24 protein-coding genes are annotated in these 22,214 nt (G+C 71.6%); 15 read left to right on the forward strand and 9 right to left on the reverse strand.

Going from position 1 to position 22,214, the window contains the following annotated elements:
- The first annotated feature begins 268 nt into the window (after positions 1-268).
- Entirely contained in the window at positions 269-742 is a 474-nt protein-coding gene (locus ACH4XV_RS22355; protein ID WP_395792394.1) for an indole-3-glycerol phosphate synthase, read from the forward strand.
- Between the two features lie 112 nt (positions 743-854).
- Here ACH4XV_RS22355 and ACH4XV_RS22360 read toward each other — a convergent pair whose 3' ends face one another.
- Positions 855-2,480, reverse strand: a complete 1,626-nt coding sequence (locus ACH4XV_RS22360; RefSeq protein ID WP_395792396.1) for an alpha/beta hydrolase — start codon at positions 2,478-2,480, stop codon at positions 855-857.
- A 153-nt stretch (positions 2,481-2,633) separates the two neighbouring features.
- Positions 2,634-3,617, reverse strand: coding sequence for an EamA family transporter (locus ACH4XV_RS22365; RefSeq protein ID WP_395792398.1), 984 nt, complete (start codon positions 3,615-3,617; stop codon positions 2,634-2,636).
- 80 nt (positions 3,618-3,697) lie between these two features.
- On the opposite strand from ACH4XV_RS22365, the gene ACH4XV_RS22370 reads away from it, so the two are divergent.
- A complete protein-coding gene (locus ACH4XV_RS22370; protein ID WP_395792400.1) occupies positions 3,698-4,615 on the forward strand; it encodes a LysR family transcriptional regulator in 918 nt (305 codons plus the stop codon).
- 257 nt (positions 4,616-4,872) lie between these two features.
- Here ACH4XV_RS22370 and ACH4XV_RS22375 read toward each other — a convergent pair whose 3' ends face one another.
- Positions 4,873-5,049: a hypothetical protein gene (locus tag ACH4XV_RS22375; RefSeq protein WP_395792402.1), complete on the reverse strand. Its 177-nt coding sequence runs from the start codon at positions 5,047-5,049 to the stop codon at positions 4,873-4,875.
- On the opposite strand from ACH4XV_RS22375, the gene ACH4XV_RS22380 reads away from it, so the two are divergent.
- Positions 5,034-6,362 carry a DMT family transporter gene (locus ACH4XV_RS22380; RefSeq protein ID WP_395792404.1) on the forward strand — a complete coding sequence of 443 codons (1,329 nt, stop codon included), beginning with the start codon at positions 5,034-5,036 and terminating at the stop codon, positions 6,360-6,362. The genes ACH4XV_RS22375 and ACH4XV_RS22380 overlap by 16 nt on opposite strands.
- A gap of 2,120 nt (positions 6,363-8,482) precedes the next feature.
- Here ACH4XV_RS22380 and ACH4XV_RS22385 read toward each other — a convergent pair.
- Positions 8,483-8,683, reverse strand: coding sequence for a hypothetical protein (locus tag ACH4XV_RS22385; protein WP_395792406.1), 201 nt, complete (start codon positions 8,681-8,683; stop codon positions 8,483-8,485).
- Positions 8,684-8,815: 132 nt separating this feature from the next.
- Between ACH4XV_RS22385 and ACH4XV_RS22390 the strand changes: the two genes are divergently transcribed.
- A complete protein-coding gene (locus tag ACH4XV_RS22390; protein ID WP_395792408.1) occupies positions 8,816-9,301 on the forward strand; it encodes a hypothetical protein in 486 nt (161 codons plus the stop codon).
- Positions 9,302-9,321: 20 nt separating this feature from the next.
- On the opposite strand, the gene ACH4XV_RS22395 is transcribed toward ACH4XV_RS22390, so the two are convergent.
- A complete protein-coding gene (locus ACH4XV_RS22395; RefSeq protein ID WP_395792410.1) occupies positions 9,322-9,699 on the reverse strand; it encodes a hypothetical protein in 378 nt (125 codons plus the stop codon).
- On the opposite strand from ACH4XV_RS22395, the gene ACH4XV_RS22400 reads away from it, so the two are divergent.
- From ACH4XV_RS22400 to ACH4XV_RS22420, 5 genes are all read left to right on the forward strand, one after another.
- Positions 9,684-10,202, forward strand: a complete 519-nt coding sequence (locus ACH4XV_RS22400; protein WP_395792412.1) for a MarR family winged helix-turn-helix transcriptional regulator — start codon at positions 9,684-9,686, stop codon at positions 10,200-10,202. The two genes, ACH4XV_RS22395 and ACH4XV_RS22400, sit on opposite strands and share 16 nt — an antisense overlap.
- A 154-nt stretch (positions 10,203-10,356) precedes the next feature.
- Entirely contained in the window at positions 10,357-10,836 is a 480-nt protein-coding gene (locus ACH4XV_RS22405) for a hypothetical protein (RefSeq protein ID WP_395792414.1), read from the forward strand.
- The gene (locus ACH4XV_RS22410; protein ID WP_395792416.1) at positions 10,833-11,699 is read left to right on the forward strand and encodes an NmrA family NAD(P)-binding protein; all 867 of its coding nucleotides are present in this window, start codon (positions 10,833-10,835) and stop codon (positions 11,697-11,699) included. Before ACH4XV_RS22405 ends, ACH4XV_RS22410 begins: the two co-directional genes overlap by 4 nt.
- Positions 11,700-11,876: 177 nt before the next feature.
- On the forward strand, positions 11,877-12,248 hold the full coding sequence (locus ACH4XV_RS22415) for a VOC family protein (protein ID WP_395792418.1): 372 nt from the start codon (positions 11,877-11,879) through the stop codon (positions 12,246-12,248).
- Positions 12,245-12,535 carry a hypothetical protein gene (locus ACH4XV_RS22420; RefSeq protein ID WP_395792420.1) on the forward strand — a complete coding sequence of 97 codons (291 nt, stop codon included), beginning with the start codon at positions 12,245-12,247 and terminating at the stop codon, positions 12,533-12,535. The genes ACH4XV_RS22415 and ACH4XV_RS22420 overlap by 4 nt, the downstream gene beginning before the upstream one ends.
- Before the next feature lie 10 nt (positions 12,536-12,545).
- Here the strand turns inward: ACH4XV_RS22420 and sigJ are convergent, their stop codons facing one another.
- A complete protein-coding gene (sigJ, locus tag ACH4XV_RS22425) occupies positions 12,546-13,523 on the reverse strand; it encodes an RNA polymerase sigma factor SigJ (protein WP_395792422.1) in 978 nt (325 codons plus the stop codon).
- Between the two features lie 296 nt (positions 13,524-13,819).
- Between sigJ and ACH4XV_RS22430 the strand changes: the two genes are divergently transcribed.
- Positions 13,820-15,055: an epoxide hydrolase family protein gene (locus tag ACH4XV_RS22430; protein WP_395792424.1), complete on the forward strand. Its 1,236-nt coding sequence runs from the start codon at positions 13,820-13,822 to the stop codon at positions 15,053-15,055.
- A 42-nt stretch (positions 15,056-15,097) separates the two neighbouring features.
- On the opposite strand, the gene ACH4XV_RS22435 is transcribed toward ACH4XV_RS22430, so the two are convergent.
- Positions 15,098-15,880 (reverse strand): response regulator, encoded by a 783-nt coding sequence (locus ACH4XV_RS22435; RefSeq protein WP_395792426.1) that lies wholly within the window; start codon positions 15,878-15,880, stop codon positions 15,098-15,100.
- A gap of 451 nt (positions 15,881-16,331) precedes the next feature.
- On the opposite strand from ACH4XV_RS22435, the gene ACH4XV_RS22440 reads away from it, so the two are divergent.
- From ACH4XV_RS22440 to ACH4XV_RS22450, 3 genes are all read left to right on the forward strand, one after another.
- A complete protein-coding gene (locus tag ACH4XV_RS22440) occupies positions 16,332-17,240 on the forward strand; it encodes a universal stress protein (protein ID WP_395792428.1) in 909 nt (302 codons plus the stop codon).
- A gap of 148 nt (positions 17,241-17,388) precedes the next feature.
- Entirely contained in the window at positions 17,389-19,059 is a 1,671-nt protein-coding gene (locus ACH4XV_RS22445) for a GAF domain-containing protein (RefSeq protein WP_395792430.1), read from the forward strand.
- 119 nt (positions 19,060-19,178) lie between these two features.
- Positions 19,179-19,637 (forward strand): pyridoxamine 5'-phosphate oxidase family protein, encoded by a 459-nt coding sequence (locus ACH4XV_RS22450; RefSeq protein ID WP_395792432.1) that lies wholly within the window; start codon positions 19,179-19,181, stop codon positions 19,635-19,637.
- Between the two features lie 40 nt (positions 19,638-19,677).
- Here ACH4XV_RS22450 and ACH4XV_RS22455 read toward each other — a convergent pair whose 3' ends face one another.
- Positions 19,678-19,920, reverse strand: a complete 243-nt coding sequence (locus ACH4XV_RS22455) for a hypothetical protein (RefSeq protein ID WP_395792434.1) — start codon at positions 19,918-19,920, stop codon at positions 19,678-19,680.
- A gap of 35 nt (positions 19,921-19,955) precedes the next feature.
- On the opposite strand from ACH4XV_RS22455, the gene ACH4XV_RS22460 reads away from it, so the two are divergent.
- Positions 19,956-20,246 (forward strand): hypothetical protein, encoded by a 291-nt coding sequence (locus ACH4XV_RS22460; RefSeq protein ID WP_395792436.1) that lies wholly within the window; start codon positions 19,956-19,958, stop codon positions 20,244-20,246.
- Positions 20,247-20,317: 71 nt separating this feature from the next.
- Positions 20,318-20,977, forward strand: a complete 660-nt coding sequence (locus ACH4XV_RS22465; RefSeq protein ID WP_395792438.1) for a hypothetical protein — start codon at positions 20,318-20,320, stop codon at positions 20,975-20,977.
- A 41-nt stretch (positions 20,978-21,018) separates the two neighbouring features.
- Here the strand turns inward: ACH4XV_RS22465 and ACH4XV_RS22470 are convergent, their stop codons facing one another.
- On the reverse strand, positions 21,019-21,795 hold the full coding sequence (locus ACH4XV_RS22470) for a hypothetical protein (protein ID WP_395792440.1): 777 nt from the start codon (positions 21,793-21,795) through the stop codon (positions 21,019-21,021).
- Positions 21,796-22,214 lie beyond the last annotated feature (419 nt).

Raw genomic sequence — 22,214 nt, forward strand, 5'->3', positions numbered from 1 at the left:
ACGTCCGTACCGATCCAACCGCGCGGATCCCCGACCGAACTCCCGGCCCGACGCGCACAAACGCACACGGCCGCACGACGCGAGGCCGCACGACGCGTACGGACGACAGGGTATGCCGGCGACCCGCGCGTTCCGGCCCGTCGCACCGGCCACCGGCAGGCGACGGCCTCGGGGCCGCCCGGCGGAAAACCGGCGTCGCGGCGGATCCGTGTCGCTATCGTTACTCACCGTCCGCGCCCGTTCGGGGTGCGCCACGGAAAGGCCCACGGTGTTCACGAGCGTCCTGATGGTCGAGCAGCCGCTGTCCGCGGCGGACGTCGACCTCGTCACCACTCTCCACGACGACACGATGTCCTTCGTCGTACTGCTGCAACCGCGCGGCGCCGAGGACCGTCTGCTGCGCGCCATCGACGACGTCGCCCTGGGCGAACTCCAGCAGGCGGTCCACGAATCCGACGAGCCCGAGGGTGAGGAGGCACTTCGGCCCGCCGCCCTCGCCCTGGAGCATTCGCTCCGCAGCCTGCGGGACACGGGCAGCGAGGCCGTCGGACAACTGGTCGAGGGCCATCCGCTCGATCTGCTCCGGGCCGTGGTCGAGGAGACGCACGCAGACGAGGTGATCGTCCTGACCGCCCCGCATCTGGTCGAGGAGTTCTTCCACCGGGACTGGGCGAGCCGCGCCCGACACAAGGTGGGTGTGCCGGTGCTGAAGCTGTACGCCCACAACGACGACGAGGAGTGACACGCGTCGCCGCCACGCGTCGCCCGGGTCGACGCGGGTCGGCGGCCGTCGGCGGGGAGCCGACGGCCGCCTGATCACACCGGGTAGAGGGGTCGACGGGTTATCGGAGGGGTTATCGGAGGACGCCCCGAACAGCCTCGGGGTCGGTGGGCACGAGGGGCGCGGCCCCGCCCGCGCTCTCGGCCGTGAGTCCCGGCGGCGGGGGCACGTACACGGGGGTGGGATCGGCCTCGGGGGCGCAGGTCTTGGCGATCCGGCCGCCGCCCCTGGGGAGGCTGCCGTCGCGCAGGTAGGCGGTGAAGGTGTCGTCCAGGCAGGCGTTGCCGTGGAACAGGATCTCGTGGAAGCTGCCGCCGGTCTGGACGACCAGCTTGGAATTCGGCAGCGCGTCGCGCATCGCGAGGCCGCCCTCGTACGGCGTGGCGGCGTCTTCGGTGGCCTGGAAGAGCAGGACGGGCGGCAGGCCCTTGCCGGTGATCTTCAGCCGGCCCGCCTGGTTGCCCTGGTAGGGCCAGAACATGCAGGCCGCGTTGTACCACATGTTGTTATAGGTGTAGAAGGGCGCGGTCGCGTCGACCCGGGCCTGGTCCTTCTTCCAGAACTCCCAGTCGCGCGGCCAGGCGTTCTCCGTGCACTGCGCCGCGTTGTACGCCGGGAAGGTGGCGTCGTCGGTGCCCGGCGCGGCGTAGCGGTTGTAGGCGATGTTCAGCGGCCTGGTGTCGTGTTGGGTGACATACGCGGAAAGCACGGTGGCCATCCGGGGCCAGCGCAGGAAGTTGTAGCCGCCGCCGTAGAAGGTGTCCTCGAACTCGGCGGGGCCGATCTTGCCGGGCGCGGGCGCGGCGTCGACGGGGTCGGTCCGCAGCGCGGCCTCGACCTGGTCGTACGCCCGCCGGACGGCGGCGGCATCGGTGCCGAGGTGGTAGACCGGGTCGGCCTTGGCGGTCCACTCGGCGAACGCGTCGAAGCGGCGCTGGTGTTCCCTGTCCTGGAGGATGTTGTGGTCGTACCAGCTGATGGTCGGGCCCACGATGCTGTCCAGCACCATGCGGCGCACGCGTGACGGGAAGAGTTGGCCGTAGGTGGAGCCCAGCGAGGTGCCCCAGGATCCGCCGTAGAAGTTGATCTTCGACGCGCCCAGTGCGCGTCGGATGCTGTCCATGTCACGCGCGTTGTCGACGGTGGTCATGTGCGGCATCAGCCAGGACCAGTCGGCCGTACAGTCGGCGGCGTATCCGGCGGCCTTCGCCAGCCACGCCTTCGAGGTGCCCTGGCTGATCTGGTAGTCGGGCCGTTCGCCGTGGAAGTAGGTCGCGTCGCACACGACATGCGGTTCACTGCCGTTGGTGCCGCGCGGGTCGAAGCCGATCCAGTCGTAGGTCGAGGCGACGTCCTGGGGGATCTGCCCGGAGATGAACGCGGGCATCCACAACCCCGAGTCCCCGGGGCCGCCCGGGTTGAGCAGGATCGGTCCCTGCCGCTTGTCGCTGGGCGCCGTGGCGGGCAGTCGGTTCACCTTGATCTTGATCTTGCGGCCGCGCGGGTCCGCGTAGTCCACCGGCACGTCGAGCATCGCGCATTCGAGCGCGGGTGTGGTGGCGTCGTTACAGGAACTCCAGACGAGTTTTCCCTGCCCGGTGTCCTCGGCTGCGGGATCGTCGGACGCGGCACTGACCGACGCTCCCCCGAGGGCCACGATCGCGGCGACCGCCGAGCACAGGGCGATGACTTTTTTCATGATGAGCATGATGTGATATGTGAAATTGCATAACCACCCTACCGTCCACACGTTGCCAAGCTTTTACTCGCGGCGGTCGGCGTTTTCGACCCGACCGGTGGTCGGCGGGGACACGAGCGGCGGTCGGCGGCGGTCGGCGGCGGTCACCGATGGTCACCGGCCGCCCGCATCGGCCGCTCGTTTCCGCTGCGGGGCGCCGGCCGGAGCGGGGGCGGCGGGGATGGCGGACTTCTGGGCGGGGGCGGGGAGTTGGCCCGCGACGATGGCGGCCAGGGCGAGGGCGAAGCCGACGAGTTGGATCGGGCCCAGCGTCTGGTCGAGGACGACGGCACCCAGCGTCGCGGCGACCAGCGGGGAGAGCAGGCCGAGGACCGCGACGGAGGTGACGGGCAGCAGGCCGATGCCCTGGAACCATAGGACGTAGGTGATCAGGCCGCCGACCACGCCCAGCCAGAGGTAACCGGCGGCGGCGTTCGTGTCGATCGCCGGCGGCGCTCCCTCGGCCAGGAAGGTGACCGGTACCAGGAACAGGCCCCCGGCGGTCATCTGCCACCCGGCGAAGGCCAGTGGGCCGACCCCGTCCGGGCGTCCCCAACGTTTGGTGAGCGTCAGGCCGGACGCCATCATGGCCGCGCTCCCGAGGCCCGCCACGATACCCATGGTGTCGAGCGCCGCGTTCGGCCCGATCACCACCAGGCCGACGCCGACCGCGCCCGTCACGCCCCAGAACAGCCGCCGCAGGGACAGGCGTTCGTGCAGCACGCCGACGGCCAGGACGGCGACGATCAGCGGCTGGGCCGCGGACAGCGTGGCGGCGACGCCGCCGGGCAGGCGTTCGGCCGCGATGAACAGCAGCGGCAGGAACAGCCCGATGTTCAGGACGCCGAGCGCCGCGGCCTTGGCCCACCAGGCGCCGCGCGGCAGCGTCCGGGTGAACGCCAGTGCGATCAGGCCGGCGGGCAACGCGCGCATCAGGCCGGCGAAGAGCGGGTGGCCGGACGGGAGCAGCTCGGTGGTGACGATGTAGGTCGTGCCCCAGACCAGGGGTGCCAGGGCGGTCAGGGCGGTACGCGGCAGGTTCCCGTGGCGAGCGCCGCCCGCGCCGCCGGACGGCCCTCGGCCGGCTCGGTTTGTCATGGCTGGGAGTCTGGCCCGACATCGATCAATGAGTCCAAGACATGTTTGTCACCACATCGTTCTCGATTCAAGATTGATCCATGGAACTCCAGCAGATGCGCTACGTCGTCGCCGTGGCCGAGACCAACAGCTTCACCCGCGCGGCGGAACGGTGTCTGGTCGTACAGTCCGCCCTCAGCCACCAGATCGCCCGGCTCGAACGCGAACTCGGCGCGCGGCTGTTCGCCCGAACCAGCCGGCGGGTGCGACTCACCCCCGCCGGCGAGGCGTTCCTGCCCGCCGCCCGGCAGTGCCTGGACGCGGCCGAACGGGCCGCGGCCGAGGTCGCCGCCGCCGTCGGCGAAGTACGCGGACGCCTGGCCGTCGGCCTGATCCCCACCGTCTCCGCCGCCGACATCCCCGACGCGCTCGGCGACTTCCGCCGGCGCTACCCGCGGGTACGGATCAGTTTGCGGGTCGGTGCCAGCGACGACCTGATCGAGCAGGTCCGGGACGGGACACTCGACGTCGCCTTCCTCGGACTGCCCACCACCGCCCACCCCCAGGGTGTGGCCGCCCACGAACTCGGCCGCGACCACCTCGTCGCGATGGTCGCCCCCGACCACCCGCTCGCCGGCGCGTCGACCGTCGACCTGCACCGGCTCTCCACCGAGGTGTTCGTGGACCTCCCGGCCGGGACGGCCGGACGCGTCCAGTCCGACCAGGCCTTCGCTGCGGCCGGGCTCACCCGCGATGTCGCCTTCGAGATCACCACCACCGACTTCATCCCCCGCCTGGTCGGCCGCGGCCTGTGCGTGGCGATGTTGCCGGCCGCCTACGCGCCGCGCTTCGCCGGCGTCGTCACGCTGGAGATCGCGGACGCGCCGGCGCGGGTCGAATACGTCATCTGGAGCCGCTTCGCCCGCACTGCGGCGGCAAGCGCGTTCCTCGGCATTCTCGGTGTTCCCGGTCTTCCCGATCTTGCCGACACAACGACCCCGGACCGAGACGACGCGTGAGCCGAGGGGCCGGAAAACCCGGGCGCGCCCCCCAATCCCCGGGCGCGACGTTTTGGGCGGCCGGGTAGCGAGGAGGCCGCCACCCTCCCCGGCCGTCGCCGACAGCGGCCCACGGGGCGCAGGAAGGGCACGGCACGGCATGGCACAAACTGCGGCGTCCGCAAGGCACTTCGCCCGCACGCGGATGACCGGAACCGTGCCGTGTACCGACGCGTGCGTGCACGATACGGTGATCCTCGTGCATCGCCATCGTGTCATCACCCCGCCGCCCCGCCACTGAGCGGGGCGTCTTTCGGGTCCGGCAGGCCGTTGCCGCCGAGGCCCCATTCGGTGCTGCCCGATGTGCAGCGATCCGCATTGAAGCGCTGACACCCCGCTCCGACGTTGTCCTCGTCCACGTCGAAGTCGGAGCTTTCCCATGTCCGCACGTTCATCGTCGTTCCTGCCGGCATCCTCCTCGGCCGCCGCCCGCAACCCGCGTGGCGGCACCGGCCTGCTGATCCTCGCCGGCCTGCTCTGGGGCACCGGCGGCCTCGCCGGCTCCCTCCTCGCCTCCCGCGCGGGGCTGAGTCCACTGGCCGTCGCCGCGTACCGCCTGCTGCTCGGCGGCATCCTGATCACCGCCTACGCCGCGGCCGGCGGTCGCCTCGGAGTCCTTCCGCGCGGCCGGGCCGCATGGTCCCGGATCGCGGCCGCCGGCCTGTTGCTCGCCGTCTTCCAGGCCGCGTACTTCGGTGCGGTGGCGGCCACTTCCGTCGGTCTGGCCACGCTGACCACCATGGTCGGCGTCACCGTCATGGTGACCGTCGGGTCCGCGCTTCTCGACCGGCGGCGGCCCTCGCGCCGTGCCGTCGGCACCCTCGTCGCCGCCGCGAGCGGCCTGGTCCTCCTGCTCGGCTCACCCACCGCCGGGGGCCATCGGGTGGCGGGCGCCGCACTGGCCCTGCTCGCCGCGGCGGGCTTCGCCATACTGTCCCTGGATCGCCGCGAACAACCCGCCGGCCTGGACCGCGTCGCCTCCACCGGCCTGAGCTTCCTCGCCGGAGCGGCCCTGCTCCTGCCCGCCGGCCTCGTGTCCGGGATGACCTTCCAGGTCCGCCTTGACACCTTCGGCGCCCTGCTCTTCCTCGGCCTGTTCCCGACCGCCGCCGCCTACACCGGCTACTTCGCCGGACTCCACCGTGCCGGCCCCGGCGCGGGCACGATCGCCGTGCTCCTGGAACCGCTCACCGCCACCGTCCTCGCCGTGCTGCTCCACGGCGAACACGTCGACGGCCGCCGGATCCTCGGCGCTGTCCTTGTCCTGATCGCCATCTCCATCCAACAGACGGCCTCCGCGGCACCTCCTGAACACCAGCCGGTCGCCCGGGAGTTGCCACATGTCGCAGCTCCCGGGCGATCGGCCGGCCGCGCGGGTGCGTCAGCCCGTCACGACGTCATCGCCACCGCCGTGGCCAGGAGTTCCGCCGGTGTCCCGGTGAAGTCGCGGAGCAGGTTGGCGGCCACCGTCCAGGCGTCGTCGTCGCGCAGGTGCCCTCGGACCAGGTCGCGGGCGTACGCGTGGCAGACGACCAGGGCGGGTGCGGCCGGCCGGGCTCCGGTCAGGATCTCGCCGGGGGTGAGCAGGCCGTCGTACAGCAGGTCGCCGATTTCCCAGATGGGCAGATCGCGTACCGGGGGGTCGGCGATCAGGGCGCGCGCGACGGCGGGCGATCGAATCGATCCGTGGGAGAAGAAGCCCGGTTGACGGCGGATCAGCGTCGGGAGCAGCGCCTCGGGGCAGTCCGGGTGGTACGCGGCGACGACGACCGCCGGATCACGGGCCGGCGCGGGTATCGGGCCCGGGTCCTCGGCCAGCCTTGCCCACAGGGCGGCGGGCACACGAGCAGGCAGCGCGTGCAGCACTTCCGGAGCCGGCCATGTCGCCAGGTCCGCCGCCGAGGCACGGCCCTCGACCCGGTAGTGGGTTCGGCCGCGGTGGGAATCGAAGTACCAGATGCCCTCGTCGGCGTCCTCGAGCGACTTGCGGACGTGCGCGGGGAGTTCGTCGTCGATCGCCGCCAGCGCCTGGAGCGCGTCGCCGCGGGCGGTGATCCGCCGGGCGAGCCGGTACGGGAACTCCCCGAGCCCGCGGCCGATGAGCGCGAGCGCGACCGGCGGGGCCAGGGTGTGCCGGCCGGCGCCGAACGCGAGCAGGTCGGCCGGTTCGAGCACGGCGACCACCTCGGCCACCAGTTCCGGATCGACCCGGGACAGCAGCAGCGACAGCGGGCTGGGGGCGCCCCGGAGCAGCTCGGGCGGCCCCACCGGTGGCCGAGGTCGCGCGGCCGAATCGGCACCGACCACCGGAGCCCTCCCGATCCCGTCGTCCCCATCCACCCCACCCGACTCCCGGACGTGGCGCAGCAGTTCGTACACCGTGCCCGGATACTCCGGCCCCACCCGGGCCAGCCGCAGCCACCCCTCCACGTCGTCCGGCAGCAGCGGCCGCAGCCCCGTCACGAGCGGGCCGAACGCGGCGGCCTGCGCCGAGCGGGGGCAGAAGTCGTCGACCGAGCGCAACACGTCCCACGCGGGCCGGCCCGCGTGCAGGAAGTGCTCCGGCGTCACCACGTGTTCCAGCAGGGCGCGTTCGAGCGGCCGATTGGCGTGGTCGAGGGTGGCGTCGAACTCGACGACGGCGTCCGGCGGGCAACCCTCGGTGCCGGCGAGCGCGGCGGCCACGATCGGCGCGAACGGGGTCCGCCGGTGGGCCCGCCGCAGCGCGTTCCAGTCCGGCGGCGTGGCCGCGAGCGAGAGTACGTGTCGTGCCTCGGCGCGGCGCAGGCCGGGGGACCGCAGCAGCCCGATCAGTTCGTCGGTGTCCGCGTCGGCGCACGCCCCGACCTCCAGCAACATCAGCCCCTCGGGCGCGTCCAAGGCCGCGCGCACGAGCGGGGCGACCACCCGGGTGCGGTAGTTCCGCACGGACAGCGCGGCAAGCACCGCCTCCGGCCCCTCGGCCCGCCATAGCCCGACGAAGGCCTGGAGCCGGGCCCGCTCGACGACGGCCCGGTTCGGCTGCCGACCCAGCACGGCCAGCGCGTGCCGGATCAACCGGGCCTCGCGCGCGTACACCAGGGCCAGGATGTACGGCCGGGTCCGCGTCGTCGACAACATCTCGCGCAGTTCGGGGTGCGGTGGCCGGTCGCGGCTCAGGATCCGGCGCCGGATGCGGGTGTCGGCGCGCGGATTGACGAAGACCTGCCGATCCACCTCGGGGTCGTCGAGCGCGACCAGGTCCGCCAGTACGGACCGCCGCTGCCGATCGTATCGGGCGAGCGCGAGATGATCGCTCCGGTCGCCGTGCGCCAGCGCGTATTCGACCACGCCCGGCACATCCGCCAACTCGGCAAGCACCCGCCCGCGTTCGGCCGGATCGCAACGCGCGACGAGCCGGATCACCCGGTCCGGATCGGCATGCCGCCACAGCGTCGAGACGGCCCTGCTCAGCACGATCCTTCGCCCCCTTGGCTCCCCACCGGTGTCGGGCGCGCAAACCGTCATCCCGCCACCGCCCGCCGCCCAGTCTGTCAGCGCCCCCACCCAACACCCACACCCGGCTGCCCGGCACGCGTGCCCCGAAACCACCCCCGGTGACGAGATCCTGCCGAACGTCCCGGCGAGCCACGGCAACGGCGTCTTCCACGTCCCCGCTCGGGGCACTCGCACGTTGCCCACCCGGACGACCACAGCCCCACACGTCGATCCGGAGTCGGGGCTGGGCCCACCCGGGTCGGTCGACGGCCGCCCTCGGCGGATGGGCCCGCGCCGAGCGCCCCGACCCGGGTGGGCGGGTCGGGGCGTTCCGGACAGGGGGTGGGCCGCCTATGCCCGCCTGTCCGCCGGGGTCAGGTTCTTTTCGATCGCCGCGATGTAGCGGGGGACGGAGTGGTCCTTGACGCCGTCGGTCGCCGATCCGAACGGGTCCCCAACCATGCTGTAACCGGACGCGGCATGATCCCACGGCGCAACCACCACGGCATACTCCCGATCCTGACGACTGTGCACAAAGGTCGTGAGCCGCATACCCCGCCACCTCGACCGCGATATCGCCCACACCGGGATTCATTCATCCGGGCCGGCACTCCGGGGACCGACGGGAGCAACCCATTGGGCCGAGCGGGCCGGCCTGCGCCTGCGAACTACACTCACGTGATCATGGGCCTGTTGTGGACACTCGGCTGCCTCGCCGCCGGATACGCGTTGTTGCGCCGTTTTCCACGGCTGAATCCCGCCCGCGATCTCTCCTTCGACAAGGTCGCGGACCGACTGCCCCGCATACTCGTCGTGTGCGCGATCGTGCTCGTCGCCTGGATCGGCGTGCTGATCGCGGAACTTCGCGGCGACGCCGGCAACCGCGACTTCGACAACTCGTGGATCGGCCTCGACCTCATCGAGATCGGCATGCTGGTCTGCCTCGCCCGGCTGATCACCCGCCGCCACATCGCCACCAGCCCGGCGGCGGCAGCGGCGGCGGCCGTACTCGCCCTGGACGCGTGGTTCGACTACATGTCGGCGGCCCCCAAGCTGGAATACCTCCAGGCCATGTTGCTCGCCTACTTCGTCGAACTCCCCCTCGCCGCCTTCCTGACCTGGTTCTCCCTGCGCTCCCTCGTCTGGGCGCGCACCACGCCGCAGCCGTAGCGCGCGTCGACCGTGTCGGGTCAGGCAGAAGGGGTGGTTGCCCCGGGCGCGGCCCCCGGGCCCGGGTCGACAAGGGCGTCCCAGAGGTCGGCGACGAATCGGTCCGGGTCGTCCAGTCCCGCCGCCGCGGCCAGGCCGGGTCCGCCCACGGCACCCTGGACACCATCGTCCCCGTCGAGATCGCCCGACCCCTCGAAGCCGGCTCCCGCAACCCCGTCGTCTACGCCGAACTCCCGGGCGCCCTGCACGCGTTCGACCTGTTCCGCTCCCCGCGCTTCGAGGCCGTCGTCGACGCCGTCGAAACCTTCGCCACCCGGGTCCTTGCCCGCACCACGGGAGGGCGTGTTGACGGAGTGAATAGTTAGGGGCCATACTACTTTCCATGCACCACGATCCACTGCCCGAGGAAACCCCCACGCTCGATCAGGCGGCCCGCCAGATCCGGCGCTACGGGCTCGACGCCGACCCGCAGGCCGTACTGGTCGCCGTGCGATTGTTGGCGGCCGGGGCACGACTCGGGCAGGCGGTCGAGGCGCACTTCGCCGGATTCGGCCTGTCGGCCGGCCGCTATCGATTGTTGGCCGCCCTCGAGGACGCCGACGGGGAGATGACCCCCTCGGGCCTCGCCGATGCGCTCGGGGTCACCCGGGCAACGGTGACCGGACTGCTCGGCGGCCTCGAGCGGGAGGGACTGGTGCTGCGCCGACCGTCCGCCGAGGACGGCCGCTCCGCCGTGGTCGTACTGACCGCGCGGGGGGCGCAGAAGATGCGCGAGTTGGCCCCGACGCACTTCGGCCGACTCCAGGAGATGGTGAGCGCGCTCGACGCCGAGGAGCGCACCGTGTTCCTGGATCTGCTCGGTCGTGTGGTCCGGGGGATTCCGGCGCTGACGGCGGAGTAGCACCCACCGTCACTCACCACTTACCACCCGTCATGCAGGTGCGCCGTCCCAAGGTTGTCGTCACGTGAGTGCGATGACCTGGGTGGCCTTTTCTTCGCCCATATAGTTAGGGAGCTAATTATATGGCGACCCCGAAACGGAGATCGATATCCCCATGAGGCATGGACGTTCCACCGGACGTGGCGCCGGCCCACCCCGCTTCACGCTGTGGCGGGAGGTATTGGTCGCCTACCTCGCCCCCGCCCTGATGGCCGGAGCGGGCGGCGTGGCAACCGGGCAGCAGGAGTTGACCATCGCCGCCTGCACGTCGATCGCCGGGACCTCGGCGATCGTGGCCGCACTCGTCGGCTCTTGGCTGCAACGGCGCGGGCCGGGCCGGAGTTGGCTGACCTCGACCCCCCGGGTGATCCCGACCGTCGTCCTGGCGCCGGCGATCACCGCCCTCGCGGCGTGCGTCGGCTGGTTCGTCGGGGGCCACGTGCCGGAGCGGATCATCCCGCACCACGGGAACTGGCCGGAGCGGCTGCGCCTGGACCTGCCGCTGTCGGCGGCCCTGGCCACCACCATCATCACCTGGCGCTGGCGCGGCGCCCAACGGCACCACTCACCCACGGCACAAGGAGCACGGACATGATCGTCGTCATGGGCGCGACCGGGACCACCGGAAGCGCACTTCTCCACCGCCTGGTCGCCCTCGGCGTTCCGAGCCGCGCGCTGAGCCGGGACCCGGACGCGCTGCGCGAGCGCCTCGACGGGCCGGCCCGCGCGCTGGTGGAGGTGCGGGGCGCGGACGCGGCGGACCCGGATTCGCTGCGCAAGGCATTCGACGGCGCAAGCCAACTGTTCCTCGCCATGGCCAACAGCCCGGCGCAGGTGGCCCACGAGACGTGCGCGATCTCCGTCGCAGCCGCAACCGGCATCCGACACGTCGTCAAACTCTCGGCCCCGGAGGCCACTTCGGACTCGCCGGTGGCCGTCTCACGCGGCCACCACATCATCGAGCAGGCACTGCGCGACACAGGCATGGCGCACACCGTGCTCCGGCCGTACGCGTTCATGCAGAAGCTGCTGACCCTCGCCCCGTCGATCGCCGCCGAAGGCGTGTTCCTGGGCAGCATGGGCAACGCCCCCTGCAACTACGTCGACTGCCGCGACATCGGCGATGTGGCCGCCGAGATCCTGACCCGCCCGGACCTCGCCGGCCACACGTACACCCTCACCGGCGACCGCACGTACACCAACCCCGAGCTGGCCGACCTGTTCAGGCGCACTCTGGGCCGCCCGATCCGCTACATCGACCTGCCGACCGAGGCCATGCACACCACCCTGACCACCACCGCCGGCCTCCCCGCCTGGCTCGCCGACCACATCGTCGAGATCCAACAACTGGCCATCACCCACCCGGAGTCCCCGACCCGAACGGTCGAAACCCTCCTGAACCGCCCCCCACGCACACTGGAGTCCTTCCTCGCGGAGAACGCCCACCACTTCCAATAGCCCTGAACGCACACGCAGGCGCGCCGAGGCCGAAGCCGAAGCCGCAAACTCTGCCGATGCCGCCCACCGCCCTGATCGTCGTCGTTCCTTCGCAACCACGACGATCAGGCGGCCGGGCACCGGAACACTAGGGTGGACGTCACGAGAGTCCGGTGACGTGATGGGTCCGGAGGCGCCATGTCCCCGCAGATGAAGTTGGTCGCGATAACGCTCGATTGCCCCGATCCACCGGCGTTGGCGGCCTTCTACCAGGAGGCGACGGGCTTCGAACCGCACCCGAAGTCGGATGCCGACTTCGCGGGGCTCAACCGCGAGGACGGGCTCTTCATCGGTTTTCAGCGCGTCGACGACTACCGGGCACCCGACTGGCCCGGACAGAAGGTTCCCCAGCAGTTGCACCTGTGCTTCGACGTCGTGGACCTGGACGAGGCCGAGGCCCGACTGTTGGAATTGGGCGCCGGTAAGCCGGACCACCAGCCCCATGACGCCGCCAAGACGCGGGTCCTTACCGACCCGGCGGGCCACCCCTTCTGCATCTGCCGGGCGTGACGGGGGATTCGGATTCCACCGGCTACTGCCCCGACCCCCGCTCGTGGCCGGCCGTCGCCGGCGCGCTGACCCGGGCCGGGATCGCGCACCCGGGCGGCTTCACCCACGGGGTGGTCTTCCGCCGCTGCCCCTCCTGTCGGCAGCTCAACATCGTGCGCGATCGGCACTACGTCTGCGCGGTCTGCGACGAGGCGCTTCCCCGCGCGTGGAACGTCGACGGGGCCCGACTTCCCCGACCACGCGAAGACTTCCGGGCGAGCCCGGGTCCCGGCCCACACGACACGTAGCCCGCCCCGGTCAGTCCGTCGGCAGCAGGCCCACATCCGACACCGGGCCGAGGTGGGCGAGCTTGTCCGGGTTCGCCACCGAGCGGATCGCCCGGATCATGCCGTCGGCGATGTCCAGTTCGACCACGCTGAGCACGCGGTCCTCGGCGTCGTGGAACACCACACCCGGTCTGCCGTTGACCAGGACCGGGTGCAGGGACGCCCCGAGCTTCCGGATCCGGCGCAGGCCGCCGACCAGCAGTTGCGCGACCCGCCGAGGGTCGGTCATCGGCCGACCGAGGGCGCGTGCCTTGCCGCCGCCGTCGCCGTGGAAGACGACGTCGGGCGCGAGCATGTCGAGCAGCGCGTCCAGGTCGCCGCCTCCGGCGGCGTCGAAGAATCGGCGTGCGAGTTCCGCGCCCTCAGCCCGCCGCGCCGGGGGCTGTGCGCTCTCTCCCGCCTCTCCGGCGGCGGCGATGCGCTGTTTGGCGCGCGTGAAGATCTGCCGGCAGTTCACCTCGGTCTTGCCGGTGATCCGTGCGACGTCCGGATAGCCGTGTCCGAACACCTCGCGCAGCATGAACACCGCCCGCTCCACCGGCGACAGGGATTCCAACAGCACCAGAAACGCCATCGACAACGAATCGGCCAGCTCGGCGTGTTCGGCCGGTCCCGGCGCCTCGGCCGAGGTGACGACCGGTTCGGGCAGCCAGTCCCCCACGTACGTCTCCCGCCGTACCCGCGCCGAGCGCAGGTGGTTGATGCCCAGGCGCGTCACCGCCGTCGTCAGGTACGCCTTCGGCTCGACGATCGTCGTACCCGCCTGACAGGCGCGCGTCAGGCCCACAAACGCGTCCTGGACGATGTCCTCGGCGTCACCCACGGAGCCGGTCATCCCGTAGGCGATGGAGAACAGCAGCGGCCGGTATCCGATCGCGCCCGTCTCGTCCAGCGCTCCACTCACCGCTCCCCTCACGGAACCCCTCCCGCCCGGCTCATCACCGCTCATGTCCATGCCTTCCCGTCGGGGACGCCTCCGTGCGACGTCCGCAGGGTAGTCGCACGCGATGGTCGGCACCGAAGGCCGCCGTGTGTTCGTCACGCCCTCCAGGACAAGACACCCGGCCCGGCTGTGACACGGTGTGAGCGGCCTCACAGCCGGCCGCCCACGCCCGGACACACCCGGGCGCGCTTCCCATCCGTACCCCGCCCCAACCGTCCCGGCCGCCCGACACGACCCCGGGGCGAATGTGGAAACATCCCATCGTCGGAGCTCGCTTCCCCCGCCCGGTAAGGAACCACGCCATGACGACCTCGCGCGCCTTCCCCCTGGAGCCCACCCCGATCCACGTCGCCGACGAGGTCCTCGACGATCTGCGCGCCCGTCTCGCGCTGACCCGTGCGCCGCTGGACGAGGGGAACGAGGACTGGTCCTACGGCGTCCCGGACGGCTATCTGAGCGAGTTGGTCGCCCACTGGCAAAACGGCTACGACTGGCGCAAGGCCGAGGCCGCCATCAATGCCCACGAGCACTACCGGGTGAGCGTCGCCGGTGTCCCGGTGCACTTCATGCGCAAACCCGGCCGCGGCCCCCGCCCGATCCCGTTGATCCTCACCCACGGCTGGCCGTGGACGTTCTGGCACTGGTCGAAGGTGATCGACCCGCTCGCCGACCCGGCCGCGTTCGGCGGCGACCCCGCCGACGCGTTCGAGGTCATCGTGCCGTCGCTGCCCGGCTTCGGTTTCCCCGGCCCGCTCACCGGTTTTCCCGACGTCAACTTCTGGAAGGTCTCCGACCTCTGGCACACCCTGATGACCGGGACCCTGGGATACGAGAAGTACGCCGCCGGGGGTTGCGACATCGGCGGGCTCGTCTCCAGTCAACTCGGCCACAAGTACGCCGACCGGCTGTACGGCATCCACATCGGGTCGGGCCTGCCGCTCGACTTCTTCACCGGCCCCCGCGCCTGGGACTTCGCCCGGAACCGGCCCCTCACCGACGACCAGCCCGCCGAAGTCCGCGCCCGCATCGTCGAGATGGACCACCGCTGGGCAACCCACCTCGCCGTGCACATGCTCGACGGCGCCACGCTGGCCCACGGGCTGAGCGACTCGCCCGCCGGACTGCTCGCCTGGCTGCTGGAGCGCTGGAACGCCTGGAGCGACAACGGCGGCGACATCGAGTCGGTCTTCTCCAAGGACGACCTGCTCACCCACGCCACGATCTACTGGGTGAACAACTCCATCGCCACGTCGATGCGTTACTACGCCAACGCCAACCGCCATCCGTGGACCCCCGCCCACGACCGCACCCCGATCGTACCGGCCCCGGTCGGCGTCACCCTCGTCACCTACGAGAACCCGCCCGGCATCCACACCGCCGCCGAGCGGGTCCGGGCGTTCGAAACCGGCCCGCAGGCCGCGTGGTTCAACCACGTCAACGTCAACGCGCACGACCACGGCGGCCACTTCATCCCCTGGGAGAACCCCGACGCCTGGGTGGACGACCTGCGCCGCACCTTCCGCGGCCGCAGGCCCTGAAACGGCGGGACCCGGCCCTCGAACGCGGCTTCGGCGGTGCCGTCACCCGCGCCCGGGAGTTCGCGTCACCTCCGGTGACGGTGCGGCCGGGTGGGCCAGGGTGCCCGCGAAGACCGCCGCCTGGACACGGCGTTCGAAGCCGAGTTTGTGGAGCATCGTGGAGACGTAGTTCTTGACGGTCTTCTCCGCGAGATGCATACGCTCGGCGATCTGGCGGTTCGTCAAGCCCTCGGCGACCAGGTCGAAGGTGCGCCGTTCCTGGTCGGAGAGGGTGGCGACGAGCGAGTCCTCGCGGTTTCCGGTACGCACACGTTCCAGGACCTTCGCGGTACTGGCCGGATCCAGCAGCGACCGGCCGGCTGCGATCTCCCGGACGGCGCGCACCAGATCGTTGCCCCGGATCTGCTTGAGGACGTAGCCCGCGGCGCCGGCCATGATCGCGGAGAACAGCGCGTCCTCGTCGTCGTACGAGGTCAGGATCAACGCGTTGATCTCCGGGAACGACGAACGCACCGCACGACACACATCGATCCCGCTGCCGTCCGGCAACCGGCCGTCCAGGATGGCGACATGCGGGCGCAGCGCCGGTATCCGGCGGGTCGCCTCCGCCGCCGACGCCGACTCGCCGACCACCTCGATGTCGCCCTCTGCGCCGAGCAGATCGGCCAGGCCGCGGCGGACGATCTCGTGGTCGTCCAGGAGGAACACCCGGATCGTCTCGCCCGGTTGTCCGGTCACCCGCCCCGGCGCGGAAGTTCGCGTGGCACCGGTGTCGCGGGGCAGGCGCGCTCCGGCGACGACTTCGGTGGTGGACCCGGCTTCCATGGTGTGTGCTCCCCGACGATGACGAACAGGCGCCACCCGGTCGGGTCGGCGTCGTGCTCATTCTGCGCGGGGCGAACCGCGCCCGACAGGGCCGGAGGTCCCGAAACCACCAGGGCCGAGAGACCTTGATCGGCGACCGCGAGCGGCGGGGCGCACCCGGCGAGAGCGATGACCCTGGCCGAACGGCCCTGGGGACCGGGTATTGCGGCCCTGCCGGGCCGGCCGGATCGCCGCCATGCTCGACGGGTCCGGCCGAGGACGCCGATGCCGTCGGCGACTCTTCACCTGCGGGCAAGGGGGTACGCATGGGTGCACGGGACGAGCGACGACATCGTGCCCCGGCGGCCACTGCGACGCGAACCCCCGGACGAGAGCCGGGACTTCGCCGGACCGGCCGCGTCACCAACCTTACGGGCGCATACCCCTACCCCACCCGACTCGGGAGCAGTCCATGAACCACAACCCCTCGCCCGTCCCCACCCCCGAGCGCAACGGCGCGCCCCTGCGCGACCACGTGGTCGTCGGCGTCGACGGATCCGGGCTCGCGGACCTCGCCGTCGAACAGGCCGCCGACGAAGCGGCCTTCCGAGGCGTGCCGCTGGAGGTGCTGCACGTCGTCGACCGGGCGCCGGACCGCGAGGAGGACCAGTCGGCGGCGGAACTGCGGGAGGAAGCGGAATCCCTGGTCCGAACGGCCGCCGAGCGGGCCCGGCTGCGCCATCCGGACCTGGCGATCGTCACCACGGTCGCACTCGCCCGCATCGTGCCGACCCTGGAGCAGGCCACCGACCGCGCGGCGCTCGTCGTCCTCGGCAGTCGCGGACTGGGCGGCTTCGTGGGCCTGTTGCTGGGTTCGGTGTCGTTGTCCGTCGCCGCCGCCGCGCGCTGCCCGATCCTGGTGGTCCGCGCGCCGCACTCAAACGTCCCGCTGGACGCACCCGGCACGGTCGTCGTGGGGGTGTCCGGCATCGACTGCGCCCCCGCCGTCGAGGCCGCGTTCGCCGCTGCCCAGGCGCGCGGCGTGGCACTGCGCGCGGTACACGCGTGGGCACCCCCGATGTCGCCCGCCGCGCCCTACGCGGCCCCGTTGTGGGTCGGCGACGATGGCCGCAAGACCGCCGAGGCCACCCTCGCCGCGGCCCTCGAACCCGTCATGAACCGCTATCGCCAGGTACCGCTGACCGAGCAGATCGTCTGCGACATCCCCACCCACGCGCTGCTCGCCGCCGGCGACGAGGCCGAGCTGGTCGTCCTGGCCGCCCACCGCCGCCACGGCCGCTTCGGACCCAACCTCGGCCGCGTCACCCACGCGCTGCTGCACCACTCCAAGGCACCGGTGCTGCTGGTCCCGATCGCCTGACCGGATCCCGTCGCCTGCCGGGCCGACCGGACGCGGCGGCCACACCCTCGACCCGGTTTGACACGATGGTCCCGAGAAAGCGTTTTCGACGGATCATCGATGGTGGGGAGAGGTTGTGGCGTCGGAGCAGCGGCCGGCTTTGCCGCGGATGCGTCTGGATGAGTTGTTGGATGAGTTGCAGGCGCATGTGGAGGTGGTGCGTTCGGCTCGGGATCGGGTGAACGGGCTGCTGGAGGCCGTGCTGTCGGTGGGCAGTGATCTCGATCTGGAGACCGTCCTGCGTCGCATCGTGGAGTCGGCGGTGTCGCTGGTGGACGCCGAGTACGGTGCTCTCGGTGTGATCGGTGACGAGGAACGACTGGCCCGGTTCCTGCCGGTGGGTATGGATCCCGCCACGATCTTGCGCATCGGTCCGTTCCCGACCGGGCGTGGGATCCTCGGTCTGATCATTCGCGATCCGCATCCGCTGCGGTTGCACGATCTCTCCGAACACCCCGACTCGTTCGGTTTTCCCGCCGGTCACCCGCCGATGAACACGTTCGTCGGTGTGCCGATCCGTATCCGTGACACCGTCTTCGGGAACCTCTATCTCACGGAGAAGCGCGGTGGCGCGGACTTCGACGAGGACGACGAGGCCGTTCTGCGCACCCTGGCCGCCGCCGCGGGCGTGGCGATCGACAATGCCCGTCTGTACGACGACGTGCGCCGCCGGGAGCGATGGCTCACCGCCAGTTCCGACCTCACCCGCAGCCTCCTGTCCGGTCAGCCCCCCGCCGAGGTGCTGCGCTCGTTCACCGCCACCATCCGGGAGATGGCCGACGCCGACCTGGTCACCCTCGCCGTGCCCGTGCCCGGCAGCGACGACCTCGTCGTCGAGGCCGCCTCCGGACCCCTCGCCGACGGCATCCACGGACTGGTCCTGTCCGGGGAGAGCACCCTGATGGGCAAGGTGTTCGGCTCCGGCGAGACGATCGTCACCAACAACCTCAGCCAGGACCCCGGCGCCGTGGTCGCCGGCGCGGTGGGGCCCGATCTGGGGTCGGCGTTCCTGCTGCCGCTCGGCACCCCCGACAGCATCCGCGGCGTGCTCCAGGTCGCCAACCGCGCCGAACGCCCCCCACTGTCCGACGCGGTGCTGCGCATGGTCACCGGCTTCGCCGACCACGCCGCACTCGCCCTGGAGATCGCCGAACGACGCCGCGACGCCGAGTTGTTGACCGTGTTCCAGGACCGCGACCGCATCGCCCGCGACCTGCACGACCTCGCCATCCAACGACTCTTCGCCACCGGCATGACCCTCCAGAGCGCCACCCGCTTCATCGACCACCCCCAAGCCCTCGAGCGCGTCGAAACCGCCGTGGACGCCCTCGACGACACCATCAAGGTCATCCGCTCCACGATCTTCTCCCTCAAGGCCCGCGACCGCGACACCACCACCGGACTACGCTCCCGCTGCCTCCGCGAGGTCGACACCGCCACCCAAACCCTCGGCTTCGCCCCCACCCTGCGCGTCGACGGCCTCCTCGACACCACCGTCCCCGAACCCGTCACCGTCCACCTCGTCGCCGTCCTGCGCGAAGCACTCGCCAACACCACCCGCCACGCACACGCCACCCGCGCCGAAGTACACGTCGAAACCGACGGAACCGACGTATGGATACGCGTCCGCGACAACGGCATCGGCCCACCACCCACCCCAACCCGCAACAGCGGCCCGGCCAACATGCGCGAACGCGCCGAAACCCTCGGCGGAACCTGCACATTCGGCCCCGCACCCGACGGCGGCGCACAGCTCGAATGGCGCGTACCGCTGCCCTGACGGCCTCGCGGGGCGTCCGGCTCCCGGCGGCGCGGCACGTGGTACCGCAGCGCTCGACAGCGCGGGCTCAGGGCCGTTCGGCCCTGTGCCACGCCCGCGCCCGGTTCGAAAGTTGAGCCATGAGCAAGCCCCCACCCACGAGCCACCCCCTCGGCCGCCGCGAAACCCTCCGCCTGATGGCAAGCGAACCGATGGGGCGCGTCATTGTCAGCGAAGGCGCCCTCCCGGCCGTCCACGTGGTGCCGTTCGCCCTCGACCGGGAATGCGTGGTGTTCCGCACCCCGCCCGACTCCCCCCTCGCCAAGGCCGCCCTCGGCACGGTGGTCGCCTTCCAAACCGACCACATCGACCCCACCGCACACACCGGCTGGGCCGGCACCATCACCGGCCACGCCTCCCGGATCGACGACCCCACCACACTCACCCGCCTGAACCACCTACTCCCCATCCCCCACGACCCCCACCAGGCATGGTTCCGAATCACCTCCGAACTCGTCACCGGCCACGCCCTCCACCCCCGCCGGCCCCCCACCCCTCCCACTCACCCCGAAGCCGCCTATAGAAGGCTTCCACCGTGACCACCACCAACAACCCGCGACGAACCGTCCGCCCCCACGCCTACACCCCGGCGATCGGGTACGCGTCGTCTCCCCCGCCGGTCCACCCACCCGCGAACCGGTGCGGCCCCGCCTCGGCGACCGCGCTGACCACCACCACGCCGGTCACCCTGCACCGGGACCCCACCGAGGTCACCGCCCCGATCACCTTCGGGGGCACCGCGGTCGGCGTCCTGGTGGGCGGCAACCTCGATGCGATCCGCACCGAGGCCGGGGCCGGGCTGCCCGCGCTCGACGGAACCATCCTCTTCCTCGAACACCAACGAGGCACGGGACTGGGTGAGGTCGATCGTGCACTCACCCCAACTCGCCCGCAGCGGAGCCCTGGACGGTCTGCGCGGCGAGGTGCTCGGGCAATCCTCGGCTTCGAGCGGGACGCCGACGGCCCGACCCTGGGCGGACGGGGGCATCGTGGACGTCCCGCGTGACCGACTGGGCCCGCTGGGCATCCCCGTCCTCGGCGGCATCCCCGCCGGGCACGGCCCCCACCCGCCGACGATTCCGCTCGGCACCGAGGCGGCCCTCGACACCGCCGCCGGAACCCTCACCATCCAGGCGGCCGTGGTCTGAGCAGCAACCGCAAAACGCCTGTGCCGTCGGGGGTTCGGGATTCCCGGGGTCGGCGCGCCTACACTCCCCGCATGGCAGGACACGCGACTACGACGGCACTGTCCGATGTGCGCTTCGTGGGGCTTCGCTTCCGGTTGGTGACCCGGGGTGTGCAGCGCCCGGCGCCGGTGGAGGTGGCCGCCCTCGCGCATCACGGGATCGGGGACCTCGTCTCCTGGCGGGCGCACGCGGTGATCGAACCGCCCGGGCCCGGGAGCCCTCCCCCCGCGCCGATCACGGCCCCCGTCCCGCCGGCCGAGCCCGGATCCCTGGCCGAGGCGCTGGCCGCGATCGACCGGCGGATCTCGGGCGACCATCCGCACGCGCTGATCGCGGTCCCGCCGTTCGCCGAGACGACGATCATCCGCGAACAACGCGCGTACTGCCCGGCCCTGGCGTCCTGCGTCGTGCTGGACCTGATGACTTTGGCCGCCGTCGTCCGGCCCACCGCCACGCCGCAGTCCCTGGACGGCCGCCTGCGCGCCATCGGCCTCCAGCCGCCGCAGGACCGCGCGGCCACCTGGGACGCCTACGCCGTGACCCACCTGTTCCACACCCTCGTCGGCGAGGGCATCGCCGGCCGCCGCTGGTCCACCCTGGAGGACCTCGCCCGAACCGCGGGCACGTACCCGCCCCCGATCGAACCGGAGTTCCTCCCCCCGAGGGACGTACAGGAGTCCCTGTTCGACTGAATGCCGGCCGCCTGCTTCGCCGAATGTGATCCGGCCGGTGATCAGTCGGGGCGCAGGTCGCCGGCGGCGTAGCGTTTGGAGATCCTGGCGCCCGTGTCGGTGCGGAGCAGGAAGTACCAGGTGCGGTCGCGGTAGTGCCAGAGTTTGTGCCGGATCGAACCGCTGTGGGGTGTGCGGTTGCGATCGTCGACCACGACGCGGACGCGGTCGCCCTCGTGGTAGGCGGGCTTGGGGATGTCCACGATTGCGGACTCCAGGACCAATGCGCGCGCCTGGTCGGTGAGTTGATCGGCTTCGAGCGCGGCACGCAGCGCCGAGGCGGCGGCCGAGAGGTCGTGGCGGGTGCCGAACGGGGTCAGCTCGTGCAGGTCGAACCGCCGGTCCGGCTCGGCTCGCAGGCGGGCGATCGCATGGTGGTACATCGGGACCTCGGTCCAACCCCCGGGCGGGAGTTCGCGGTGCACCTCGCCCGACGCACCCATCGCGGACAGGATGTCGTCGGACACCAGCGGGTGCCGGACATAGGCCTCCACGACGGCCAGGCGCAGTTCAACGTCGGCAACGGCCCGGCACAGCAGGACCAGGTCGCCCGGCCTCGTGATCAGGTTGACGTAGGTCTGGTCGACGAACCGCCGGGCGTCGCGGTGCTGTTCGTCGCGCCCGAAGACGAGTCGTGCGGCGTCGGCGAACACCGTGGCGAAGACGTCCTCGTGTGCCCACAACCGGGTGGCGTGCAGTCGATCCGCGAGCAATCGGTAGCGCTGGTAGGCGGATATCGACATCAACTCGTGGACCGGCACGTGGTCGTCGATGTACATCCGCCCGCTTCCGTCGTCCCTCGCCCCGCCCCGTGCCGTGCGTGCCGGATCGGCGCCGACAGTCTAGCCGGCGCCGATCCGCGGTCGATCCGTGGTCGATTCTCACCGGGGCCGGCGGCCGCGCCCCCGCTCCGTACCCGCGCGGGTCCAGGAAGCCCGGTGCGGTGGCCGGGAGGGTGCCGAGCCGACGACGATCACGCCGGTCGCTTCCCCGATCGTGTGGGTACAGCGCTCGCTCGCGCCCAGGCATCGCGGGCACGACATGGCGCGTCGACGTCGCCCGTCGCCGGCACCGCCCCCCGCCTCGCCACCCGGCGTGTTCTTCGCCGCCCCGGTCGTCGTACGCATGTTCACTCCCATTCGGTGAGGCCGATCGCCCACACCAGAAAAGCCGCCCTCGCCGCATCACGCATACGCAC

Origin of the sequence: Embleya sp. NPDC020630 (assembly GCF_044334985.1) — a bacterium.
Classification (GTDB): Bacteria; Actinomycetota; Actinomycetes; order Streptomycetales; family Streptomycetaceae; genus Embleya.